The sequence below is a fragment of the Sphaerisporangium perillae genome (assembly GCF_023276435.1).
In the GTDB taxonomy this organism is placed as follows: Bacteria; Actinomycetota; Actinomycetes; order Streptosporangiales; family Streptosporangiaceae; genus Sphaerisporangium; species Sphaerisporangium perillae.
The window spans coordinates 253,339-275,588 of the sequence record NZ_JALLPO010000001.1; the positions used below are offsets into that span (position 1 = coordinate 253,339).

Genomic DNA, 22,250 nt, shown 5'->3' on the forward strand with positions numbered 1-22,250 from the left:
CGCGTCGCATCACGCGCGGCGGGCGCGAGCCTTCACTGGGGGTAAGAGTGTCGCGCGTCCGCAGATGGCTGCCAGGCCTGCTCCTGGTGACGCCGTCGATCATCGCGATAGCGGTCTTCGTGTACGGAATGCTCGGCTGGAACTTCAAGCTGGCCATGACCGACCAGCACGATGAGATCTCCGCCGGGAAGTTCGTGGGCCTGACGAACTTCGTCTCGTTGTGGGACCAGGAGCGCTGGGGCATCTCGGTCCGGCACGCGATCGTCTTCACGGTCGTCTTCGTCGGCGGCGCGCTGGCGCTGGGCTGGCTGCTCGCCTTCCTGATGGAGAAGGGGATCAGGGGCGAGGGCGGATTCCGGGCCATCTACCTGTTCCCGATGGCCATCTCGTTCGTCGCCACCGGCGTGGTGTGGCGCTGGCTGATGAACAGCGGCCAGGACACGCAGGCGGTCGGCCTGAACCGGCTCCTGGACGGCCTCGGCCTGGGGTTCCTGCAGAACGAGTGGTACCGGGACCAGGACTGGGGGATGGCCGCGATGGCCATCCCGGCTATCTGGCAGATGTCCGGATATGTCATGGCGCTGTTCCTGGCCGGGTTCCGCGGCGTGCCGGACGAGCTGCGCGAGGCCGCGCGGGTGGACGGCTGCAAGGAGTGGCAGGTCTACCGGTACATCGTCTTCCCGTTCCTGCGCCCGGTGACCCTGTCCGCGCTGATCATCCTCGGTCACATCTCGCTCAAGGTCTTCGACCTGATCGTGTCGGTGTCCGGCAAGCAGATCATCACCGACGTGCCCGCCGTCTTCATGTGGGTCGCCGTCTTCGACGCCCACGACCCCGCCAAGGGCGCGACGATCGCCTCGTACATCGTGCTCACCGTCGCGGTCTTCGTCGTGCCGTACCTGATCTGGAACGCCCGCAGGGAGAACCGCTCATGAGCACGGCCGTCGCGGCCCCGTCCACAGCCCGGCACGAGGCTCCCCCGGTCGCCCGCCAGGCGCGCTGGCCGATCTACGTCAGGTTCGTGCTGCTGCTCGGCTTCGTCCTGGTCTTCCTGATCCCGATCTACGTGCTGCTGGTCACCAGCTTCAAGCCGCTGACCGAGGCCGACCCGAGCCAGGCGTGGAGCCTGCCCAAGATCTGGACGACCGAGGCCTGGCAGGTGGCGTGGGAGAAGCTCAAGCCGGGCATCGCCAACAGCTTCCTGCTGGCGGTCCCCGGGTCGCTCATCTCGGCCGCGCTGGGCGCGATGAACGGGTTCGTCCTGGCCAAGTGGCGCTTCCCCGGCGCCGACCTGGTCTTCACGCTGTTCCTGTTCGGCATGTTCATCCCCTACCAGGGCGTGATGATCCCCCTGGTCCAGCTCATGGTGAACCTCGGCGTGTACGGGGGCATCCCGGGGCTGATCCTCGCCCACGTCGTCTACGGCATCCCGATCTGCACGCTGATCTTCCGCAACTACTACGTGACCATCCCGGACGAGCTCATGGAGGCGGCCCGGGTGGACGGCGCGGGGATGCTGCGCACCTTCTGGTCGATCGTGATCCCGGTCTCCGGTCCCGCCGTCGCGGTAGTGATCATCTGGCAGTTCACCTCGATGTGGAACGACTTCCTGTTCGCGGTCTTCCTCACCGGGCCGACGTCGTGGCCGACGACCGTGATGCTGAACAACATCGCCGGCGCGCAGACCGTCCCCTACAGCCAGCAGATGGCCGCGGCGATCCTGGCCTCGGTCCCGACGATGGTCGTCTACGTGCTGCTCGGCCGGTTCTTCATGCGCGGCCTCATGGCCGGCGCGCTGAAGGGCTAGCGCGGGCGCGCTGAAGGGCTGACTCGGGCGCGCTGAAGGGCTGACTCGGGCGCGCTGAAGGGCTGACTCGGGGGTTCTGACGGTCAGACCGGGCGTGCTGAAGGTCTGATCGGGACGCTGACGGTCCGATCGGGCGCGCGGCGCGTGGTGTCAGCCGCCGTTGACCAGCGCGTCGCCGAGCGGCGTCCGGTGGTAGAGGACCGAGCGGCCCACCCGGGTACCGGTGATCAACCCGGCCTCGCGCAGCGCGGCCACGTGGTCACCGGTCCCGCCCACGCTCAGGCCGAGCAGGGCGGCGAGCTGGCTGGTGGTGGCCGGGGTCTGGAGCAGGATCGTCGCGCGGGTCCCCCCGATGAGCCGCGCGAGCCCTCTCGGGGGAAGGTACTGCGCGGCGACCCCGCGGGCCGGATACACCAGCGCGTACGGCCAGGCGTCCTCGAGGTACGCCGCCACCCCCGGCCCGAGAACGGTGGGGACGAACAGCAGTCCTCGCCCGCTCAGCCGGTGCCGTTCGTCCTGCCCAGGCGTGTCCATCCGCACGGCGATATGGCCGGCCCCGCCGTCCGCGCGCCACCGCACCCGCGGACTGAGGTCGTCCAGCGCCGCCGCCCAACCGTAGGTCGCCAGGCGTCCCGCGCGGTGCACGACGTCGCGCTGCAGGATGGCGCGGAACCGGGGCCAGTCGTTGGACACGATCTGCTTCCAGGTGGCCTCCAGCGCGTCGGCGAGCCGGTCCACCACGTCCGGCCGGTCGAGGACGGCCATGATCTCCGGCGGCGGGCAGGGCCTGCCCCGCAGGTTCCGCGCGATCTCGTCACGCGCCTGCGCGAGCGGCGTCGCGCGCATCACCGCCAGCTCTTCCTCGATCGCGACGTCCACCCCGGCCGGGGGCGGAGCGATGAAGTCCGCGTTGTAGTCGCCCCTCCCGAACAGCGCCGTCAGGGCCGCCACCCCGGGCTCGCTCCGCCGCAGCTTCTCGTACGGCTCGCGCGTCCGCTCGGCCCAGGGGCGGTGCACTCCGGCCTCGGCGGCGCCCGACAGGATCCACAGCGCGTGCATGGTCTCGATGAGCGGCGAGATGGCGAACCGGCTCGCCATGACGTCCTGCGGGCTGACCTCGATACGGATCATCCTGCCCACGCCGCATACTCCTGTCTTGATCTTTCGCCTATTTCCGAAAGCTTAGCCAAGGCGCCGCCCGCCCCCCAGCATCGTCGCGGGAGGTGCGTCCATGACAGAGCGATCGCGCGAGCGGCAGGCGGGGGCGGGGGTGTGGCCATGACGGACGGGTCGCGCGAGCGGCAAGCCACGTTCGGTGAGGTGTTCGCCGTGCCCGAGTTCCGGGTGCTCTTCGGGAGCTTCACGCTGCTGGTGGCCGGGGACAGCGTCAAAATGCTGGCCTTCTCCGTGCTCGTGTACGCGCGCACCGGCTCGGCCGGACTCTCCGCGCTCGCCTACATGGCAGGGTTCCTGCCGCACGTCCTCGGCGGGACCTTCCTGCTCTCGGTCGCCGATCGGGTACGTCCCCGCCGGTTGATGGTGGCCGGGGAACTGGTCCGCGTCGCCGTCTGCCTGGTGCTGGGCTTCACCGGGCTGCCGGTGTGGGCCATGCTGCTGCTCGTCGTCGCCACCGGAGCGCTCAGCCCCGTCTTCGGCGCCGCGCGCTTCGCGACGCTCCCCGACCTGCTGCCAGGTGACGCGTTCGTACTCGGCCGCTCCGTCCTCACGGTCACCTCGGCCGCGGCGCAGATCGGCGGCCTGGCCGCGGGCGGCGCCGTCCTCACCCTGGCCGGACCCGGGGGAGCGCTTCTGATCACCGCGGTCCTGTCCGGGATGAGCGCAATCGTCCTGCGACTCGGCCTGCCCGACCGCCCCGCACGCGCCGGGACGGGCACGGGGACCACGGGTGGCACGAACCTCGTACGGGCCACTCTGCGGGTCAATCGGAGGCTGCTGGCGGACCGGCGCGTACGCGGGCTGCTGCTGGCCGCGTGGGTACCGGTGATGTTCGTGGCGGGGGTGGAGGCCCTCGTCATCCCCTATCTCGGTGAGCGCGGAGCGCCGTCCCAGGCCGGCCTCATCCTCGCGGCCTTCGCGGTCGGGATGGCGGCCGGGGACTTCACCGTCGGCAGGTTCGCCGCCCCCGCGCTACGCGAACGCCTGTCCTTCCCGCTCGCCGTGGCGATCGGGGTGCCGATGCTCGGGTTCGCCACACGCCCGGACGTCGCCTGGTGCCTGGCGCTCGCCGTACTGACAGGTATCTGCCTCGCCTACAACCTCGGGCTCCAGCGCAGGTTCGTCGACGCGGTGCCCGAGGACGTACGGGGCCAGGCGTTCGGGCTGCTCACCTCGGGCCAGATGACGACCCAGGGACTCGGAGCCGCGCTGGCCGGCGCGCTCACCGTGGCGGTACCCACGCACTTCGCCATCGCGCTGACCGGAGCGGGCGGCATCCTGGGTTCTCTCGCCCTCGCAGGACACCTCCGCCCGGAACGCGTCAAGTCAGGAACGGGATCCCCGCGATGACCTCGCCGGACCCAGGTCGAACGGCGTCTGCGCTTCGACGGGAATCGCATTCGGCGACGCTGTCAGGGGACGGACGCTCGACGGCGAGGATGGAGGTGAGCAGCCGGGTTCAATCCGCGGGCCGGTCGAGGATCAGACGGGCGCCGAGCTGGGTGAGCAGCTCCAACTGGTCGTAGTAGATGCAATGGGTGACGATGAGGCCGTTCTCGAAGTTGCGTACGCTACACCCCCGGATGGTGATACCCCTGTTGGTCGCCTCGATGATCTCGCCGTCGGGCATGAGGTAGGGCCCCTTGTGAGTACCGGTGAGGATCCACTCCATGACCACGGTGTCGCCACAGGTGCACTTCCTCCACGGGGTCAGCTGTAGATCCGGGAACGCCTCCTGGAAGAGAGCCCAGAAGGAAAGGACCTCGTCGGCCCCCTCGCCCTTGCCGCTCGGAGACACGAAGAACGCCTCCGGGCTGTAGCAGCGCATCATCGCCTCAAGATCGTGCTCGTTGAGCGCGCCGATCATCTGGCCCATGACTTCCTGAATGTCGGACATCGCGAGGTCCCCCTCTTTCTCGCGGCTACAAGTCACGGTACCCCGGCGCACCCAGGCTCTGTCCAAGGCGTGCCCCGCCCAGGCGAGGGTGTGTCCCGAGTGTGACGGCCTCCCCTCCCCGCTCGCTTCTCGCCTACCCCGGCGTGCTTCTCGCCTACCCCGGCACCCCGGCGTGCTTCTCGCTGCCCCGGTACCTGGCTCGCTTGCTCGCTAACCCCCGCTCGCTTCTCGCCTACCCCGGCACCCCGGCGTGCTTCTCGCTGCCCCGGCACCCGGCTCGCTTGCTCGCCAACCCCCGGCTCGCTTCTCGCCTACCCCGGCACCCCGGCCTGTTTCTCGCTGCCCCGGCACCCGGCTCGCTTGCTCGCTAACCCCCGCTCGGCATAGTGGTCGCCCTATCGGCGCCGGGACGGCGAGAAGGGGTACGGCGATGCCGGCGCCGGCGTACGGCGGCCGGCCGGCCGTGTCCAGAAGCCTTGGCTCAGATGACGAGCAGCGTCTTGCCGGGCACTTCGCGGGCTTCGATCGCCGCGTGGGCGTCGGCGGCGCGGTCCAGCGGGAAGGTACGCCCGATGACCGGCCTGATCCGGCCGGCGGCGGCCTCCGCCAGGGCGCGTTCGGCCAACTGCTTCTTCTCGGCGGGGCCGAACTGCACGTCCTGGATGCCGCGAACGGTGATCCCGCGCCGTTCGGCGTCCTGAGGGTCGATCGGGGCGAAGCCGCCGCTGGGCGCGCCGTGCGCCGAGACGCGGCCACCCGGTGCGGTGATCGCGAACGCCGCCTGGCCGACCTCTCCGCCCGCGCCGTCGAAGACCACGTCGGCCCCCGTGCCGCCGGTCGCCTCCCGTACCCGCTCGGCCCAGCCCGGCTCGCTGTAGTCGACGGCGATGTCGGCGCCGAGCCGCCGGGCCAGGTCGAGCTTCCCCTCGCCGCGAGCGGCGGCGGCCACGTGCGCCCCGGCCGCATGAGCGAGTTGCACGAGCAGGATCCCCATGCCGCCGGCCGCCGCCGTGACCAGTACCCAGTCTCCCGGCTTGACCTCGGCCGCCTCGAACACGGCCAAGCCCGTGACGCCGTCGTGCAGCAGGGCGACCGCGTCGGGCACTTCCAGCCCTTCGGGCACCGCGATCAGTGCCTCCGCGGGGACGACGGCACGCTCGGCGTACCCGCCTCCGCCTTCGGTGCCGGCCACGACCGCACTGCCGACCCAGCCGGCGTCCACTCCGTCCCCCACGGCGAGCACCCGCCCGCCCACCGCCCCGCCCGGGACGTACGGCGGTACGACCGGAAACCACTGGCGGGCCGCACCGCTGCGGATCTGCGTCTCGACGAAGAGCGTGTCGGCGACCGCCACCTCGATCACGGCCTGCCCCGGCTCGGCCACCGGATCGGGTGCCTCCACCGTCTCCAGCACCTCAGGTCCCCCGAACTGCTCCACCCGTACAACGCGCATGGCTGCCACCCTTCTCCTGCGGGACTTTCTTCCAGTGGCAGTCTCGAACTTGAACTTAGGTTGAAGTCAACTCCGGCCGGTGTCCCGCCGTACGGGGCACCGGCACCCGCCGTACGTCCGGGATGGCGAGCACGGCCAGATTCGCGGCGGCGACCAGCACCGCCCCGATGAGCAGCGGAGCCGTGGCGCCGGTCAGCGCCGCGATGGGGGCGGCGACGGCCAGCCCCAGTGGCCGGGAGGCGAAGGAGATGAGCCCGTCGAACGACCCGACCCGCCCAAGGGCCTCCTCGGGAATGCGCTGCTGCATGGCCGTCTCCCATAGTGGGCTCAGTACGCCGAGGCCGAACATCGCCGCGCAGTACGCGATCGTGACGAGCACCATCGGCATCGGCACCGCGAAGGCGGCCATCGGGAGCGCGTAAGCCGCCGCTCCGACCGCGGCGGCCATCAGCGGGCGGCTGACGGGCAGCCGCGGCGCGACGTAGACGCCGGCCAGCAGGCCGGCCGTGCCGAGCTGGGTGATAATCACCCAGGAGGTCTCGCCGCCCAGGTGTCGTACGGCGATCAGCGGGCCGAGCGTGAGCAGGAAACCGGCCGCCAGATGCCATACGCCGTGCCCGAGCACGCTGGCCAGGAACCACGGGTGGCGGCGGGTCTCCGCCCACCCCTCGCCGAGTTCTGTGATGAACGCCCGTCGCGGATTGCGGCGGGCGGCACGGACCGGTCGCAGGCCGCCGAGCGTCAGCGCGGAACCGACGAACAGCCCGCCGGTGAGAAGCGAGGACCAGCCCGCTCCCACCGCCAGCACCAGCGCTCCGGCCATGGCGGGGGCGGTCACCTGGGCGAGCCCGGTGGCCACGCCGAGCCGCGCGTTGGTGCGCAGCCGCTCCGGCTCCGCCACCACGGCGGCGATCAGCGTCCGTACGGCGGGTGTCCCGAAGGCCACCCCCGCGCCTGTGAGCGCCGACAGCGCCGCCAGATCCGGGATGCGCGCCACACCCGTGAGCAGTTCGGCCGCGATCGCGAGCTGGGCGGCGCCGCGCAGCAGATCGGCCGCAAGGACGATCCGCTGCGGCGGGAAGCGGTCGGCGATCACCCCCGCCACGGGCAGCAGGACCAGCATCGGCAACAGCTCGCAGGCCAGGACGAGACCGAGGTCCGCTGCGGAACCGGTGGCCCGGACGACCGCGAGTGTCAGCGTCGTGGGGATCAGCGCGGTGGCCAGCGCCGCGATCGTCCGGCCCGTCAGCAGCCGGCGTGTGGGGGAGCTCATGACGGGAAGGTATTTCGTTGGCAAATCATTTGTCAACGAAATACTTGATGACGTAGCATACTGGGGCGATGGAGGACTCTGTCGATCGGCATCTCGCCCGCTGGCGCGACAAGGCGCCCTTCGACGAGCGGGTGGAGGCGATCATCACGCGCATCCAGCTTCTGGCCCGGCACGTCGGGCACGCGAAGGACCGGGCCTTGGCCAAGGTCGGGCTGCAAGGGTTCGAGTTCGAGACCCTGCACCGCCTCGCCTCGCGTGGAGCGCCTTGGCGGGCCACGCCCTCCGAGTTGGCGGCCGAACTGATGGTCTCCCCGGCCGGGATCACCGGCCGGCTCGAGACGCTGGAGAACGCGGGCCTGGTCCGCAGGCTCCGCAGCACGGAGGATCGGCGGCGCGTCGACGTCGAACTCACCGAGCTGGGACATGACCGGTGGTTCGCCGCCATGGAATACCGCGGCACCGCGGAGGACGCCATGGTCAGGCCACTGGACCCCGCCGAGCAGGACACCCTCATCGCCCTGCTCAAACGCATGCTCGTCCAGGTGGAGTCCGGCCGCTGACTTGGGCTGACCTGGGCGAACCCTCAACCCCTGAACGGCCTCGCCGCTCCGGCACTCCCGGAGCCATGCCCTCCGCCACCTCCGGCCTGCTGTCCGATGATCTGGTCCGGTGGAAGCGCGGTGGGCCTTGTGTTCTGACGGATGATGCGCATTGGCCGGGTCGTCTTGTGCTGGGTGGGCGTCAAGTGCTTGCCCACCCAAGTGGGTGCCCGGGTGGGCCGTATGGGGTTAACCGAACTGTCGTCCGTCGTCAGAATTTGACCTCGCACCAGACGGCGCGGCCGGTGGCGTCCTCGTCGATACCCCAGTGCCCGGAGAGTTGCTCCACGAGGAAGAGACCGCGTCCCCCTTCGCCTGAGAGGTCACCGGACACTATGGGCAGGGTGTCCGCGCCGGCGTCCTGCACAGTCACCCGGATGGCTTGATCAGTTTCCGCCAGCGTGATCCTGACCGGTCCGCCGTCCCGTGAGTTGGAGTGGACCACGGCGTTGGTCGTCAGCTCCGACGCCAGGAGCGTCACGTCGTCCAGGGCGGGATGCCCGGCCCCCAGCGTCGCGCGTACGAACGCCCGCGCCACGGGTACAGAGGCCTCCGTGCCGACCAGATCCAATGAGCCGGACAGGAACTCCGTGGCCATGCCGAACCTCGTTTCCGCGGTCGAGATGACACGCGAAGTCCCGCGCAGCCGGTAGGACCCTCATGTCATCTGTTGTTTTCCTCTCCCAAGAGTGGCCATTGTTCGTTACCGTATGGAGTCAAATGATTGCACTGTGAACACACGGTTGAGTGCGTCGACGGTGTTACGGCGGACCAGGCGCATTTGAGGAGGGGTTGATGCCGCAACCGGTGGAGTTGAATCCCGATAGTTCGCCGTTGGCTCGTTTTGGCTTTGAGGTGCGAAATCAGCGCCTTGCGGCAAACCTCACCCAGACGCAGTTAGCCAAAAAGGTCCTGTTTTCGCCGAGTATGGTGGGAATGGTCGAACGGGCGGCACGGAAGCCTGAGAAGATCTTCGCCCAGCGGTGCGACGAGATCTTCGGCCTCGATGGCATCCTCACTGAGTTGTGGATGATGGCCGACCGCTGGAAGGACGCCGCTCCGCCCTGGTTTCGCCATGGTTTGGAAGCCGAGCAGGAGGCGACCGCCCTCCGGACGTGGGACCCGCTCCTTGTCTTCGGCCTGATGCAGACCGAGGCCTATGCGCGGCACGTGCTGGCCGGAGAACCTGGAGTCACGCAAGAGCTGCTCGAACAACGTCTTGCCACACGGCTCCAGCGCAGGTCTGTGCTCTCGAAGCCCGACCCTCCGACCCTCTGGGCCATCATCGACGAAGGAGTCCTGCATCGGCCGATCGGCGGGTCTGCGGTGATGCGTGAGCAGTTGGCGTACTTGCTGGAGATCGCAGAGCACCCGAAAGTCAAGATCCAGATTCTCCCGTACGAGGCGTCCTCGACGTGCGGATTGATGAGCGCATTCGTGATTACGGAGCTTCCGGGGCACTGGACAACCGTCTGGGCGGAGTCTTCGATACAGGGAACGGTGACGGATGCCCCGGAGATAGTTAAATCGATCGGCGAGCGGTATGACGCCTTGCGTGTGGAGGCTCTTCCCCAGCACATGAGTTTGAAGGTCATTAAGAAGGAGATGGACAGGTGGACTTAGGGTCGGCGGTGTGGCGCAAGTCGTCCAAGTCGGGTTCGGACGGCGGTTCGTGCGTGGAAGTGGCGGCGAATCTGGCCGGGGTGGTGGGGGTGCGCGACAGCAAGGATCCAGGTGGTCCGGTGCTGGTGGTCGCCTCGGACGAATGGCGCGCCTTCCTTGCCGGCTTGAAGAACGCGGCCGGCTGACAGCGACGTCTCCGGGCTGGATATGCGCGGGGCTCGCTGCTGCGCCGGCCAGGCGATCAGAGGTGGCTCGTCGGAGCAGTGGAAGATCAGGGGAAAGTTTGCTCACGGCTTGGCGGCGGCGTCGTTGTGATCAAGCCTGCAAGATCATCCGAGTCGTATTTGGCGCTGATGATCACGCAGTGACCTGATTTCAAGGGGTTTACCGGGTTTGGTGCGGCCGGTCAATTCGCATCAAAGCGGCATGGATCGGGCCGGAGATCTAGCGTTGAGCGCGGTCGATCTTGCAGAAGTGATCCATTTAGGGCGAGACGGGCATGCCGATTATCCGCCGTCCCACCCGGTCTCCGGAAACTCCTCATCTGTTCGGGGCCGTGGTCTCCACCGCGGACAGCAGGAGGTGGATGCCGAAGGAGTAGTAGGCGTCGAGGTCGGGGGGGTTGGAGAGGGTGGCGGCGAAGGCGGCCAGGTAGGGGTAACGACCGGGAGGTAGGCGTTCCAGGTCGAGACGATGCTGCCGCCTGAGCTCCGCGGCCTCCTCCTCGTCGCTTCCCACGCCGCCGGGCTGGCAGGACACCATCGTCGTGGCCCCCAGGAGCAGGTAGGTGGCCACCTGGTCGGCTTCCTGGAGCGTGAACCCGGCCTCGGTGAGCAGCCCGATCGCGGTGTCGGTGGCCCGGCGGTATTCCTCGGCCGCGCTCTTGTCGATCATCGGCAGCAGGGTGGACAGGTACGGGTGCGCGCGAGTCTGCTCCACCAGCGCGGTGACCATCGCGCGGAGACGCTGGTTCCAGGGCCGGTTCGGGTCCACGTCGGCGACGAGCGCCGCGAGCAGGTGGTCGGCGAGCGCGGATAGCAGCTCGTCCTTGTTCTTGACATGCCAGTACAGCGCCGTCGGCGTGACGCCGAGCTCGGCGGCGAGCCGGCGGATGGTGACCGCCTGGAGCCCATCGGTGTCGGCGAGCTTCAACGCCCGCTCAATGACGGCCTGGCGGGTCAGTTTCTCTGGAGCCACTTGACAACTGTAAGCGGTACAAGGTCTCCTGTACAACGTTCATGTACTACGTCAATGTACAGCGTTCATGTACACCGTGCAGGGAAGGTCGGTGGCTGATCAGGCGACCGTTCCCCCTCGGGAGGCGCGCGTTGTGGTCATCCCGAAAGACAAGATTCCCAAGGAGGCGCCAGACATGAGACACAACGAGGCGGCCGGATCCACGCGCCTGCACCGCTTGGACCGCTGGCACGGCCGGAGGGCGGGCGGATGACGGTCCGCCACCCGTTGTTCGCGCGTCTTTATCCGCGCGTCAGCGATTACGAAGACGCCCACGGAGCGCTCGAACACCGCCGGGAACTGCTCGCCACGGCCGGCGGCCGCGTCCTGGAGATCGGAGCCGGGCACGGCGCCAACTTCCGCCACTACCCGCCCACCGTGCGGCAGGTCATCGCCATCGAACCCGAACCTCAGCTGCGCCTGCTGGCTGAAGGCGCCGCCGCTCACGCCCCCGTACCCGTGGAGGTCCGCGCGGGCCACGCCGAGCACCTGCCACTGCCCGACAACTCGGTCGATGCCGTCGTGGCCTCCCAGGTGCTGTGCTCGGTCCGCGATGTCCCCCGTTCCCTGGCTGAAGCGGCCCGCGTGCTGCGTCCCGGCGGTCACCTGTACTTCTACGAGCACATCCGCTCACCGCGTCCGGGTTTCGCGCGGATGCAGCGGGCCCTGGACCTGCTCTGGCCGTTGCAGGGGGCGGGCTGCCACCTCGCACGCGACACCGAGCGGGCCATCACCGACGCGGGATTCATCATCGACCGGGCCCGGCACTTCGATTTCCTCATCGACGGTCGCACCAGGCCAAGTTCTCCCTGCGTAATCGGGGCGGCGACGATCAAATGAGGGCGGCGTAGCTTCCGTGCGGCCGAGGCAGTCCTCACAAACAATCAGGTTGGCAGTTAGGCGGTGCCTACGTCCTCGGTGGCCATTGCCAGCAGTACCAGGGCGTCGTGTTCGGCCGTGCCGGGCGCGGCCTGGTAGACCAGCATCCGCTGGCCGTCACCGGCGGTGCTGAGCACGTCGTTGGCGAGGGTGACCGGGCCGATCACCGGGTGCCGGAACGCGGTCTCGCCGCCGCGCTTGACCCATACCTCGTACCGGCGCCACAGCGCGGCGAACTCGCCGCTGGCCGCGGACAGTTCGGCGACCAGCGCGGCGGTCGGCTCGGGGGCGGTCAGCTCGGCGGTGTGCAGATGCGCGACGCTGTTGCGGGCCACCCGGTCCCAGTCGGCGAAGAGCGTCCGCGCGGACGGGTGCAGGAATGTGTACCGGATCGTGTTGCGCTGTCCGGGCGGCCAGTCGCCGAGCCCGGGCATCAGCGCCAGGCCCTCCGGGTTGGCGGCCAGCACGTCGTTGACCTCGCTGAGCACGTACGCCGGGCTGGGCCGGACCGATTCCAGCAGCAGCCGCAGGCCAGGGCGGGCCGGCTGCGGGTCGGCGGGGCGGCGGCGCGGCGTCCGCCCGGCGGCACGGTCGGCGAGGGTGAGAAGGTGGGTGTGCTCGTCGTCGGTGAGTCGCAGGGCCCGGGCCAGCGCGTCCAGTACCGAGTCGCTGGGCGCGGTCTCGCGGCCCTGCTCGATCCGGGTGTAGTAGTCCACGCTGACCCCGGCCAGCGCGGCCAGTTCCTCGCGGCGCAATCCAGGGATTCGGCGGGCGCGCGGCCCGATGGGCAGCCCGACGTCGGCCGGGCCGATCCGCCCGCGCCGGATCCGGAGGAACTCCGCCATCGCGTTCATGACTTGAAGTGTGCCACCGGGCGATCCACTCCTGGGTGGCCGTCTCACACCCAGGAACCGCACGGCCTTCCCGGTCCCCGAGGATCGGCGGAAACTCGGATCATGACCAACGCAATGATCATCGGCGGCGGCTCCGGGATAGGCCTGGCACTGGCCCGGACCATGCTCGCCGAAGGTATGGATGTGACGATCGTCGGCCGGTCCGCGGACCGGCTCGCGGCGGCCCAGGCGGAGCTGGAGCGGGCCGCGCAGGGGAAGATCAGCACGGTGCCGGCGGACATCGGCCGGGAGGAGGACGTGGCCGAACTGTTCGCCCGGGTGGAGCGAGTGGATCACGTGGCGGTCACCGCGGCGGACGCTACCGGGGTGTACGGCCGGATCACCGACGTCGCCACAGCGACCGCCAGGGCCATGGTGGACACCAAGCTGCTGGGCGCCTGGCTGGTCGGTAAGCACGCGGCCGAGCGGGTGACCGGGTCGATCACGTACACCTCGGGCATCAACGCGTACCGGCCGAACGGGTCGAACACGATCGTGGCCGCAGCCAACGGCGCGCTCGCATCGCTGGCATACGGGCTGGCGATCGAACTGGCGCCCGTGCGGGTGAACGTAATCTCCCCCGGCTGGGTGGACACTCCCGTCTGGAACCAGCTCAACATAGACAAACAGGCGGCCTTCGCCGAAATGGCCGAGCGACTCCCTGCCCGACGCATCGGCACTCCCGACGACATCGCCCAGGCGTTCGTGTCGGTGATGCGCAACGGATTCATCACTGGAACGGTGCTGCACGTCGACGGCGGCCACCGCCTCACTTGAACCGGCGCCGCCCCTCTCTCCGCGCCCGCCAGGTAGTCCTGCAGCGGCGCGGGCGTCTTCGTCTCGTCAAGCTCTCAGAATGTCGCTGGGGGGAGTTCGCCGGAGCCGCGGGGGATGAGGTGGGTGGGGAGCTGGATGCGCTCGACGGGGCCGTTCTCTCCGGCAAGGCGGCGAAAGAGCAGCTCCGCGGCCGTGCGGCCGAGGCGGATGGGGTCCTGGGCGACCACGGTGATCGAGGGAGAGAGCAGGTCGGCGAGCTGGAAGTCGTCGAAGCCCACGATCGCGAGGCTCGCCGCGAGCCGCTGCCCGCCGTGGCGTGAGGACGCCCACCCGCCTTCGCGTGAGGACGCCCACCCGCCTTCGCGTGAGGACTCCTGCCCGCCGGGGCCTGAGGACGCCGGTCCGCTGTGGCGTGGGGACGCCGGCCCCCGAGGGCTTGCGGACGCGGAGCCGCCGCCGCGCGAGGAGTTCGGCTCGGGGTCGCGGGCGGAGAGGATTTCGAGGGCGCGCAGGGCGGCGACCGTGGTCTGGCCGTTGCCGGTGAACAGGGCGGTGGGCGGGTGGTCGAGGGCGAGCATGCCGGCCATGGCGGCGGTGACCCGTGCCTGTTCGGGCGGCCCCATGGAGACCAGGGACGGATCGTAGGGCAGGCCGGCCGCGTCGAGCGCCTCGCGGTAGCCGCTCAGGCGTTCCTTCGCGGTGAAGATCACCGCGTTGTCGCCGAGGAAGGCGATGCGCCGGTGGCCGTGGGCGATGAGGTGGGCCACACCCGTCCTGGCGCCGCCCGCGTTGTCGCACAGCACGGTGTCGACGTCCAGCGCGGGGCCGGTGGGGCGGTCGGCGAAGACGGCGCGGATGCCGGCGTGCAGTTCGGGGGCGAGGTAGCCGTGGTCGTACCCGGCGGGCACGATGACCAGCCCGTCGACGCGGCGCGCACAGAAGGCGAGAACCAGTTCGCGCTCGCGCTGGGGGTCCTCGCCGGAGGAGCCGGTGAACACCAGGGAGCCGTTGCGGAGTGCGACGTCCTCCACGGCCCGGCTCAGGCCCGAGTAGAACGGGTCGGCGACGTCCTCGATGACCAGGCCGATGCTGGCCGTGCGTCCGCGGCGCAGGACGCGGGCGCCGTCGTTGCGGCGGTAGCCGAGCAGTTCGATGGCCTGGCGGACCCGTTCGGCGGTCGCCGCGTTGACGCCCGGCTCGTCGTTGACCACGCGGGACACGGTCTTGAGGGCGACGCCGGCGGTGGCGGCGACGTCGTTCATGGTGGGCCGCCCGCGTCTGGTCTCTACCACGGTCCGCATCATCCCGCATCTCAGCAGGTGTGACAACGTTGTCAACCCTCAGGGTTTCACACATGTCCTTGCCGGCGACGGCCGGTGTGCTCGCCGGTCCGCCGCGCGGGCGCACCGGGTAGGTCAGGTGGCGGGCATGGCGGTGCGGTGGCCGCCGCCGGTGGTGTGAAGGTCGGCCTCGATGCGCGCGGCGGTCGCGAGCAGCGGGGGCAGCAGGTCGCGGCGGGCGGACTCGACGGTGGTGCGGCTGGCGTGGGAGGAGAGGTTCACGGCCGCGACGACCTGGCCGCTCCGGTCGCGGATGGGCGCGGCGATCGAGCGCAGGCCCTCCTCGAGTTCCTGGTCGACCATGGCCCAGCCCTGCGCCCTCACCCGTTCGAGCTCGGCGACGAGCGCGTCCCGGGAGGTGATCGTGCGGGAGGTGCGCCGCTCCAGGTCGGCGACGGCGAAGTACGCCTCCAGGTCGGCGGGCGGCAGCCAGGCGAGGAGCACCCGGCCCATCGAGGTGCAGTGGGCGGGGAAGCGCGTGCCGATGCTGATCGTGACCCGCATGATGCGGGTGGTCGGCACGCGGGCCACGTACACGATGTCGGAGATGTGCAGCACGGAGACCGAGGCGGATTCGTGGACCTCGGCGACCAGCCGTTCCAGGTGGGGGAGGGCCACCTCGGGCAGGGACAGGCTGGACAGGTAGGCGTAGCCGAGCTCCAGCACCCGCGGGGACAGCGCGAACAGGCGCCCATCGGTGCGGACGTACCCCAGCTCGACCAGCGTCAGCAGGAACCGCCGGGCGGCGGCGCGGGTGAGCCCGGTGGCGCGGGCCACGTCGCTCAGCGTGAGCTCCGGATGCATGGCATCGAAGGCACGGATGACCGCCAGCCCCCGGGCGAGCGACTGGACGTACTCCTCCGCCATGATCGGCCCCTTTCGCGGTGACCGTTATACCAGCATGTGCCGCTCTCGGCGTGTTCGTCTCGCGGTCTCGTTCGTCTGCCGAACACAAGTTCTCGCGGGGACGCTACTTACTCAGGCGCGAGATGGTCAACGGACCTGTAACCTCCATGTTTCCGTGACGTTGACGCGATCTTGTCACGGGGATAGCTTGCACTGACACGTTCCTCCCCAGAACGCTCGTTCGCAGAGCGAACACATGTCGCTCGATACCCCCCTTGGAGTGCTCATGCGCCGCTCCGCTCGTATTTGTCTCACCGCAGCCATCGTGACCCTCGCCGCGGCCTGCGGCTCCTCCGGGTCCTCCGAGGGCGCCAAGTCCGGCGGGAAGGACAAGGTCACTGCCGGTGTGATCGCCATCGTGGACACGGCGCCGATCCATCTCGGAAAGGCCAAAGGCTTCTTCGACAAGCAGAACATCGACCTGTCCATCACCCCCGTCCAGGGAGGCGCGGCCAGCGTCTCCGGCACGGTCGGCGGCCAGTTCCAGTTCGCGTTCGGAAACGTGACCTCGCTGCTGACCGCCAAGGAGCAGGGCCTGCCGGTCAAGGCGGTCGCCAACGGCGTCTCCTCCACCGGAGAGCAGGGCAAGGACTTCAGCGCCGTGCTGGTGAAGCAGGACAGCCCGATCAAGACCGCCAAGGATCTCGAAGGCAAGACGGTCTCGGTCAACCAGCTGAAGAACATCGGCGACACCACCATCCGCGCCTCGGTGCGCAAGGCAGGCGGCGACCCGTCGAAGGTGACGTTCGTGGAGCTCGCGTTCCCCGACGCCCCCGCGGCGCTGCAGGCGGGACGGGTCGACGCGATCTGGGTGGTGGAGCCGTTCGTCAGCCAGGCGATCGCCCAGGGGGCCCGGCCGGTCGCGTGGAACTTCGCCGACGCCGCCCCGAACCTCACCGTGGCGACGTACTTCACCACCACCAAGACCGACCCTGACCTGGTCAAGCGGTTCACGGCGGCGATCAACGAGTCCCTCGAGTACGCCGACGGCCACCCGGAGGAGGTCAGGGAGATCCTCAAGACCTACACCAAGATCGACCCCGCGGTCATCGCCAAGATCTACCTGCCGAAGTGGCCGACGACGATCAACCGTGAGTCCATCCAGACCATCGCGGACGCGGCTCTCAGCGACGGCACGCTCAAGCAGAAGCCCGACCTCGGAGCGCTGCTGCCATGACCGGGTCGACGCCGGCCCGCACGAAGGTCCTGTACGGCCTGATGGGGCCGGCCTGCCTGCTGGCGGTGACGGAGGCGGTGCCCCGGCTCGGCATCGTGGACAGGCGGTTCCTGCCGCCCGCCTCGGAGATCCTCGGCGCCCTCGCGGCCGAGCTCCGCACGGCCACGCTGTGGACGGCCCTCGGAGAGACGATGCGGGGCTGGGCCCTCGGCCTGGCCATCGCCTTCTGCGCCGCGGTGGCCATCGGCGTCGTCATCGACGCCGTCCCCGGGCTGCGGGCGGCCTCCCACTCCACCGTCGAGTTCCTCCGGCCGATCCCGTCGGTGGCGCTGATCCCGCTGGCGACGCTGCTGTTCGGCGCCTCGCTCGGCTCCACCCTGCTGCTGGTGATCTACGCGTCCTTCTGGCAGGTGCTCATCCAGGTGATGTACGGCGTCGCCGACGTCGACACGGTGGCCGACGACACGGCGCGCTCGTACGGGCTGTCGCCGTGGTCGCGGATCCGGCACGTGGTGTGGCCGACGGCCCTGCCGTACATCATGACCGGGCTCAGGCTGGCCGCCGCCGTGGCGTTCATCCTCGCGATCACCGCCGAGCTGGTCATCGGCAGCCCCGGGCTCGGCCTGGAGATCCAGACGGCGCAGTCCAGCGGCGCGGTCGCCACCACGTACGGCCTGGTGGTGCTGGCCGGGTTCGTCGGCATCGTGGTGAACCTCGCCGTCCGCGCGCTGGAGCGCAGGGTGCTCGCCTGGCATCCGTCCGTACGCGGGGAGGTGGCGTCGTGACCTCGGTGGACCTTGAGGTCGAGCGGGAGACGGCTCCCGCGCGGAGTTCGGCGGCCGGGGGCCTCGGCCGCAGGCTGCTTCGCCTGCTCGGGCTGCCCGTCCTGCTGATCCTCGGCTGGTGGGCGTTCAGCGTGACGTCCGAGAGCTTCTACGTGCCCACCCCGCCGCGCGTCGCCCAGGCGTTCGTGGAGACGTGGTTCTCCCAGCGGCTGTTCGACGACGCCCTGCCGAGCATCGCGCGGCTGCTCGCCGGGTACGCCCTCGCGACTCTGATCGGCGTGGGCCTCGGCGTGCCGATAGGCCTGTCGGTACGGCTGCGCGCGGCGGCCGAGCCGGTCCTGGAGTTCTTCCGCGCGATCCCGCCGCCCGTGCTCGTTCCGCTGATCATGCTGCTGGCGGGCATCGACAACGGGATGAAGATCCTGGTCATCGTCTCCGGGTGCGTCTGGCCCATCCTGCTGAACACGGTCGAGGGCGTCCGGGCGATCGACGAGGTGCTCTCCGACACCTGCCGGATGTACAAGGTGCGGGGCGGGGCGCGGCTGCGCCATCTGGTCCTGCGCGGAGCCAGCCCGCAGATCATGGCAGGGCTCCGGCAGGCCCTCTCCATCGCGATCATCCTCATGGTCATCAGCGAGATGTTCGCCAGCAGCAGCGGGCTCGGATTCACGATCGTGCTGTTCCAGCGCGGCTTCGCCATCCCCGAGATGTGGAGCGGAATCCTGCTTCTCGGGCTGCTCGGGTTCGGGCTCTCCGTGCTCTTCCGGCAGGTGGAACGCCGCGTCCTTTCCTGGCATTGGAGCCACCGTGCTTGAGGTCACCGGTCTGAAGAAGATCTACGAGACGACCGGGCGGGAGGCGGTCGGCGACCTGTCCTTCCAGCTCGACGCGGGCGAGCTGGCCTGCGTCGTCGGCCCGTCGGGATGCGGCAAGACCACGCTGCTGCGGTGCGTCGCCGGGCTGCTCGCCCCGACCGCCGGCTCGGTCCGGGTCGCCGGCGTCCCGGTGAGCGGACCGCCCGACAACATGGCCGTGGTGTTCCAGGAGTACGGCCGCAGCCTGTTCCCCTGGATGACCGTCCAGCAGAACGTCGAGCTGCCGCTGAAGGAGAAGAAGCTGCCGCGGGCGCGCCGCGCCGAGCTGGTCGCCGAGTCGCTCTCCGCCGTCGGCCTGGCCGACGTGCCGCAGGCCTACCCCTGGCAGCTCTCCGGCGGCATGCAGCAGCGGGTGGCGATCGCGCGGGCCCTCGCGTACGAGCCGCAGGTGCTGCTCATGGACGAGCCGTTCGCGGCGGTCGACGCGCAGACCCGCGCCGAGCTGGAGGACCTGGTCCTGCGCATCTGGCAGCGGCTCGGCACCACCACGCTGTTCATCACGCACGACATCGACGAGGCCATCTACCTCGGCCGGCGGGTGATCGTCCTGTCGGCGTCGCCCACGGTCGTCGTGGAGGACATCAAGGTCGACCTGCCGGCGGAGCGCGACCAGCTCACCACCCGGGGGCTCCAGCGGTTCGCGGAGCTGCGCGGCCAGGTGTACGCGCGGATCCAGCAGGCGAAGGACGCACGGCCCTCGCAGGACTCGCCGATCCAGCAGGTGAAGGACGCGCGGTGAAGGCGGAGCCGGGCGGGCGCGCACCACAGCACCACAGAAAGGATGTTCATCATGGATTTCCTCGACCCTAAGATCTGGTCGGGATCGATCTACGGCGGCAACGGATGGACCGCCTCCCAGGCGGGCGACGCGCCGGTGATCGAGCCCGCCACCGGCAACGAGATCGCCAGGGCGGGGGTCGCCGGCCCCGCCGACGTCACCGAGGCGGCCGCTCAGGCCGCCAAGGCCCAGCGGGAGTGGGCCGCGGCCTCCTTCGAGGAGCGCGCGGGAGTCCTGCGCAGGGCCGGCCGCCTGTTCGAGGAGCACGCCGCCGACATCCAGCACTGGCTCATCCGCGAGTCCGGCTCGATCCCCGGCAAGGCCGGCTTCGAGACCTACGTCGCCGCGCAGGAGTGCTACGAGGCCGCGGCGCTGGCCTCCCAGCCTCCCGGTGAGATCCTGCCCACCGCCAAGAAGCGCCTCAGCCTCGCCCGCCGCGTGCCGGTCGGGGTGGTCGGCGTCATCTCCCCGTTCAACGCGCCGCTGATCCTCGGCATCCGGTCGGTCGCCCCCGCACTGGCCCTCGGCAACGCGGTCGTGTTCAAGCCGGACCCGCGCACCGCCGTCTGCGGCGGCGTCGCCATCGCCCGGGTGTTCGAGGAGGCGGGCCTGCCTCCGGGCGTGCTGCACATGCTGCCCGGCGGCGTGGAGGCGGGCGAGACGCTCGTCGCCGACCCCCGGGTCAGGGTCGTCTCCTTCACCGGCTCCACCGCCGCCGGGCGCAAGGTGGGCGAGCTCGCCGCCCGGCACCTCAAGCGGGTCCACCTGGAGCTCGGCGGCAACTCGGCGCTGATCGTCCTCGACGACGCCGACCTGGACCTCGCCGTCTCCGCCGGCGCGTGGGGGTCGTTCTTCCACCAGGGCCAGATCTGCATGACCGCGGGACGGCACCTCGTCCACTCCTCGATCAAGGACGAGTACGTCGAGCGGCTCGCGGCGAAGGCCGACCACATGCCGGTCGGGGACCCGGCCACCCAGGAGGTCGCCCTCGGCCCGCTCATCGACCAGCGCCAGCGGGACAAGGTCCACGCGCTGGTCACCGGCAGCCTCGACAGCGGCGCCCGGCTCGCGGCCGGCGGCACCTACGAGGGGCTGTTCTACCGCCCGACCGTCCTCACCGACCTGACGGCGTCCGCCCCGGCCTACGCCGAGGAGGTCTTCGGGCCGGTCGCCCCGGTCATGCCGTTCTCCTCCATGGAGGAGGCGGCGTCGCTGGCGGCCGAGAGCGAGTACGGGCTGTCGCTGGGCATCCTGACGCGCGACGCCATGAAGGGGCTGGCCCTCGCCGACCTCATCCCCACCGGCATCGTGCACATCAACGACCAGACCGTGGACGACGAGGCGGTCGCCCCCTTCGGCGGCGTCGGCGCCTCCGGGACGGGGTCGAGGTTCGGCGGCACCAGGGCCAACATCGAGGCGTTCACCGACACCCAGTGGGTGACCATGCAGGGTGACATCGCCAGGTACCCGTTCTGATGGTCACCGATAGGCTCCGGAGCCTATGACCCCCCCTGCCGCGGATCGTGCTCCGAAGCCTGGTTCCGTCCTGTCCGGCCGTCCCGGCGCGGTGCGGGTGCTGCTGGTCGCGGGGTTCGTGCTCGCCTCGCTGAACCTGCGGCCCGCCCTCGCCGGGGTGTCGCCGCTGCTGAGCGAGATCATGGGCGATCTCGGCCTCACCCCCGCGGCGGGCGGGGCGATCACCACGGTCATGGTGGTCTGCCTCGGCCTGCTGGCACCGGTGGCCCCGGCCATGGCGACGCGCGTCGGCCTGGACCGCACCTTGCTGATCGGGCTGCTCATCTTGGCGGCGGGCACCCTGGTGCGCGGCGCCGGCGGCATCGTGGCCCTGTACGCCGGGTCCGCCGTCGCCGGCACCGCCATCGCGATCATGAACGTGGTCATGCCGGGTGTGGTCAAGCAGCACTTCCCCGACCGCATCGGGCTGTTCACCGGCATCTACGTCTCCGGCCTGGTGACGGGCGCGGCGTCGGCCTCGGCGCTCATGGTGCCCATCGAGCAGCGGTACGGCTGGCGCACGGCCGCCGCGTCGGTGGCCCTGCTCGCGCTGGCGGCGGCGCTCCTGTGGGCGCCGCAGGCCTTGCGGCGGTACGCCGGCCGGCCGGGCGGCGGCCACCGGCCGTACGCCATGCTGCTGCGCAGGCGCGTGACCTGGTACGTCATGCTGTTCATGGGGCTGCAGTCGCTGACCTTCTACATCATGCTGGCCTGGCTGCCGACGATCTTCCGGGACGCGGGGCTGCCCGCCGACCAGGCCGGCTACCTGCTGGCGCTGACCAACCTGTCGCAGATCGTCGCCACGCTGACGGTGCCGCTGCACGCCGGCCGTGCCCGCTCGCAGGTGCCGCACACCGTGACGGCCACGCTGGTCACCGTCGCGGGGTACCTCGGCGTGCTGCTCGCCCCGGCGACGCTCCCGTGGCTGTGGATGATCATCCTTGGCCTCGGCCAAGGGGCCTCGATCGCGCTCGCCCTGCTGATCATCGCGCTGCGCGCTCCCGACCCCGCCTCGGTGACCGCGCTGTCGGCCGTGGCCCAGACCTCCGGTTACCTGCTGGCGGCGCTCGGCCCCTTCCTGATCGGCCTGCTCCACCAGCTCTCCGGCGGCTGGACCCTGCCGCTCACCGTCGGCGTCGCGGCATGCGCACTGCAACTGGTCTCGGGCGTCCTCGCCGGGCGGTCGCCCTCGCCGTCCGATGAGGCGCGGAGCCGGCGGCCTCCGATCGTCGCCTCGGACGCCTGAGACGGCCCGCCGCGA

At 70.3% G+C, this 22,250-nt stretch carries 23 protein-coding genes; 14 read left to right on the forward strand and 9 right to left on the reverse strand.

What is annotated here, in order from left to right:
• Positions 1 to 47: 47 nt before the first annotated feature.
• Together MYF83_RS01115 and MYF83_RS01120 are read left to right on the forward strand one after the other, a co-directional pair.
• A complete protein-coding gene (locus MYF83_RS01115) occupies positions 48 to 935 on the forward strand; it encodes a carbohydrate ABC transporter permease (RefSeq protein ID WP_248958217.1) in 888 nt (295 codons plus the stop codon).
• Positions 932 to 1,807: a carbohydrate ABC transporter permease gene (locus tag MYF83_RS01120; protein ID WP_248958218.1), complete on the forward strand. Its 876-nt coding sequence runs from the start codon at positions 932 to 934 to the stop codon at positions 1,805 to 1,807. Before MYF83_RS01115 ends, MYF83_RS01120 begins: the two co-directional genes overlap by 4 nt.
• A gap of 150 nt (positions 1,808 to 1,957) precedes the next feature.
• On the opposite strand, the gene MYF83_RS01125 is transcribed toward MYF83_RS01120, so the two are convergent.
• A complete protein-coding gene (locus MYF83_RS01125; protein ID WP_248958386.1) occupies positions 1,958 to 2,938 on the reverse strand; it encodes an ArsR/SmtB family transcription factor in 981 nt (326 codons plus the stop codon).
• 147 nt (positions 2,939 to 3,085) lie between these two features.
• Here MYF83_RS01125 and MYF83_RS01130 point away from each other — a divergent pair, with 147 nt between their 5' ends.
• Positions 3,086 to 4,333, forward strand: coding sequence for an MFS transporter (locus MYF83_RS01130; protein ID WP_248958219.1), 1,248 nt, complete (start codon positions 3,086 to 3,088; stop codon positions 4,331 to 4,333).
• A gap of 109 nt (positions 4,334 to 4,442) precedes the next feature.
• On the opposite strand, the gene MYF83_RS01135 is transcribed toward MYF83_RS01130, so the two are convergent.
• From MYF83_RS01135 to MYF83_RS01145, 3 genes are all read right to left on the reverse strand, one after another.
• Positions 4,443 to 4,880, reverse strand: a complete 438-nt coding sequence (locus MYF83_RS01135; RefSeq protein WP_248958220.1) for an ester cyclase — start codon at positions 4,878 to 4,880, stop codon at positions 4,443 to 4,445.
• 481 nt (positions 4,881 to 5,361) lie between these two features.
• A complete protein-coding gene (locus MYF83_RS01140; protein WP_248958221.1) occupies positions 5,362 to 6,333 on the reverse strand; it encodes a zinc-binding dehydrogenase in 972 nt (323 codons plus the stop codon).
• 55 nt (positions 6,334 to 6,388) lie between these two features.
• Complete coding sequence (locus tag MYF83_RS01145; RefSeq protein WP_248958222.1) at positions 6,389 to 7,606, reverse strand: MFS transporter; 1,218 nt, start codon at positions 7,604 to 7,606, stop codon at positions 6,389 to 6,391.
• 68 nt (positions 7,607 to 7,674) lie between these two features.
• Here MYF83_RS01145 and MYF83_RS01150 point away from each other — a divergent pair, with 68 nt between their 5' ends.
• Positions 7,675 to 8,166, forward strand: a complete 492-nt coding sequence (locus MYF83_RS01150) for a MarR family winged helix-turn-helix transcriptional regulator (protein ID WP_248958223.1) — start codon at positions 7,675 to 7,677, stop codon at positions 8,164 to 8,166.
• A 250-nt stretch (positions 8,167 to 8,416) separates the two neighbouring features.
• On the opposite strand, the gene MYF83_RS01155 is transcribed toward MYF83_RS01150, so the two are convergent.
• Positions 8,417 to 8,803: an ATP-binding protein gene (locus MYF83_RS01155; RefSeq protein WP_248958224.1), complete on the reverse strand. Its 387-nt coding sequence runs from the start codon at positions 8,801 to 8,803 to the stop codon at positions 8,417 to 8,419.
• A 197-nt stretch (positions 8,804 to 9,000) separates the two neighbouring features.
• Here MYF83_RS01155 and MYF83_RS01160 point away from each other — a divergent pair, with 197 nt between their 5' ends.
• Entirely contained in the window at positions 9,001 to 9,828 is an 828-nt protein-coding gene (locus tag MYF83_RS01160) for a helix-turn-helix domain-containing protein (protein WP_248958225.1), read from the forward strand.
• Positions 9,819 to 10,013: a DUF397 domain-containing protein gene (locus MYF83_RS01165; protein ID WP_248958226.1), complete on the forward strand. Its 195-nt coding sequence runs from the start codon at positions 9,819 to 9,821 to the stop codon at positions 10,011 to 10,013. The genes MYF83_RS01160 and MYF83_RS01165 overlap by 10 nt, the downstream gene beginning before the upstream one ends.
• Before the next feature lie 355 nt (positions 10,014 to 10,368).
• Here MYF83_RS01165 and MYF83_RS01170 read toward each other — a convergent pair whose 3' ends face one another.
• Complete coding sequence (locus MYF83_RS01170) at positions 10,369 to 11,025, reverse strand: TetR/AcrR family transcriptional regulator (protein WP_248958227.1); 657 nt, start codon at positions 11,023 to 11,025, stop codon at positions 10,369 to 10,371.
• 249 nt (positions 11,026 to 11,274) lie between these two features.
• Between MYF83_RS01170 and MYF83_RS01175 the strand changes: the two genes are divergently transcribed.
• On the forward strand, positions 11,275 to 11,904 hold the full coding sequence (locus MYF83_RS01175) for a class I SAM-dependent methyltransferase (protein ID WP_248958228.1): 630 nt from the start codon (positions 11,275 to 11,277) through the stop codon (positions 11,902 to 11,904).
• 56 nt (positions 11,905 to 11,960) lie between these two features.
• On the opposite strand, the gene MYF83_RS01180 is transcribed toward MYF83_RS01175, so the two are convergent.
• Complete coding sequence (locus MYF83_RS01180; protein ID WP_248958229.1) at positions 11,961 to 12,788, reverse strand: helix-turn-helix domain-containing protein; 828 nt, start codon at positions 12,786 to 12,788, stop codon at positions 11,961 to 11,963.
• 111 nt (positions 12,789 to 12,899) lie between these two features.
• Between MYF83_RS01180 and MYF83_RS01185 the strand changes: the two genes are divergently transcribed.
• Positions 12,900 to 13,613: an SDR family oxidoreductase gene (locus MYF83_RS01185; protein ID WP_248958230.1), complete on the forward strand. Its 714-nt coding sequence runs from the start codon at positions 12,900 to 12,902 to the stop codon at positions 13,611 to 13,613.
• Between the two features lie 74 nt (positions 13,614 to 13,687).
• Here MYF83_RS01185 and MYF83_RS01190 read toward each other — a convergent pair whose 3' ends face one another.
• The gene (locus MYF83_RS01190; RefSeq protein ID WP_248958231.1) at positions 13,688 to 14,905 is read right to left on the reverse strand and encodes a LacI family DNA-binding transcriptional regulator; all 1,218 of its coding nucleotides are present in this window, start codon (positions 14,903 to 14,905) and stop codon (positions 13,688 to 13,690) included.
• Between the two features lie 123 nt (positions 14,906 to 15,028).
• Positions 15,029 to 15,820: an IclR family transcriptional regulator gene (locus MYF83_RS01195; protein ID WP_248958232.1), complete on the reverse strand. Its 792-nt coding sequence runs from the start codon at positions 15,818 to 15,820 to the stop codon at positions 15,029 to 15,031.
• Between the two features lie 235 nt (positions 15,821 to 16,055).
• On the opposite strand from MYF83_RS01195, the gene MYF83_RS01200 reads away from it, so the two are divergent.
• The 6 genes from MYF83_RS01200 to MYF83_RS01225 are packed head-to-tail and all read left to right on the forward strand — an operon-like array spanning position 16,056 to position 22,235.
• A complete protein-coding gene (locus tag MYF83_RS01200) occupies positions 16,056 to 17,036 on the forward strand; it encodes an ABC transporter substrate-binding protein (protein WP_248958233.1) in 981 nt (326 codons plus the stop codon).
• Positions 17,033 to 17,821: an ABC transporter permease gene (locus MYF83_RS01205; protein ID WP_248958234.1), complete on the forward strand. Its 789-nt coding sequence runs from the start codon at positions 17,033 to 17,035 to the stop codon at positions 17,819 to 17,821. Before MYF83_RS01200 ends, MYF83_RS01205 begins: the two co-directional genes overlap by 4 nt.
• Positions 17,822 to 17,826: 5 nt before the next feature.
• Entirely contained in the window at positions 17,827 to 18,636 is an 810-nt protein-coding gene (locus MYF83_RS01210; RefSeq protein ID WP_372500074.1) for an ABC transporter permease, read from the forward strand.
• On the forward strand, positions 18,629 to 19,435 hold the full coding sequence (locus MYF83_RS01215; protein WP_248958235.1) for an ABC transporter ATP-binding protein: 807 nt from the start codon (positions 18,629 to 18,631) through the stop codon (positions 19,433 to 19,435). Before MYF83_RS01210 ends, MYF83_RS01215 begins: the two co-directional genes overlap by 8 nt.
• Positions 19,436 to 19,486: 51 nt before the next feature.
• Entirely contained in the window at positions 19,487 to 20,950 is a 1,464-nt protein-coding gene (locus tag MYF83_RS01220; protein WP_248958236.1) for a benzaldehyde dehydrogenase, read from the forward strand.
• A gap of 25 nt (positions 20,951 to 20,975) precedes the next feature.
• Complete coding sequence (locus tag MYF83_RS01225; RefSeq protein ID WP_248958237.1) at positions 20,976 to 22,235, forward strand: CynX/NimT family MFS transporter; 1,260 nt, start codon at positions 20,976 to 20,978, stop codon at positions 22,233 to 22,235.
• Positions 22,236 to 22,250 lie beyond the last annotated feature (15 nt).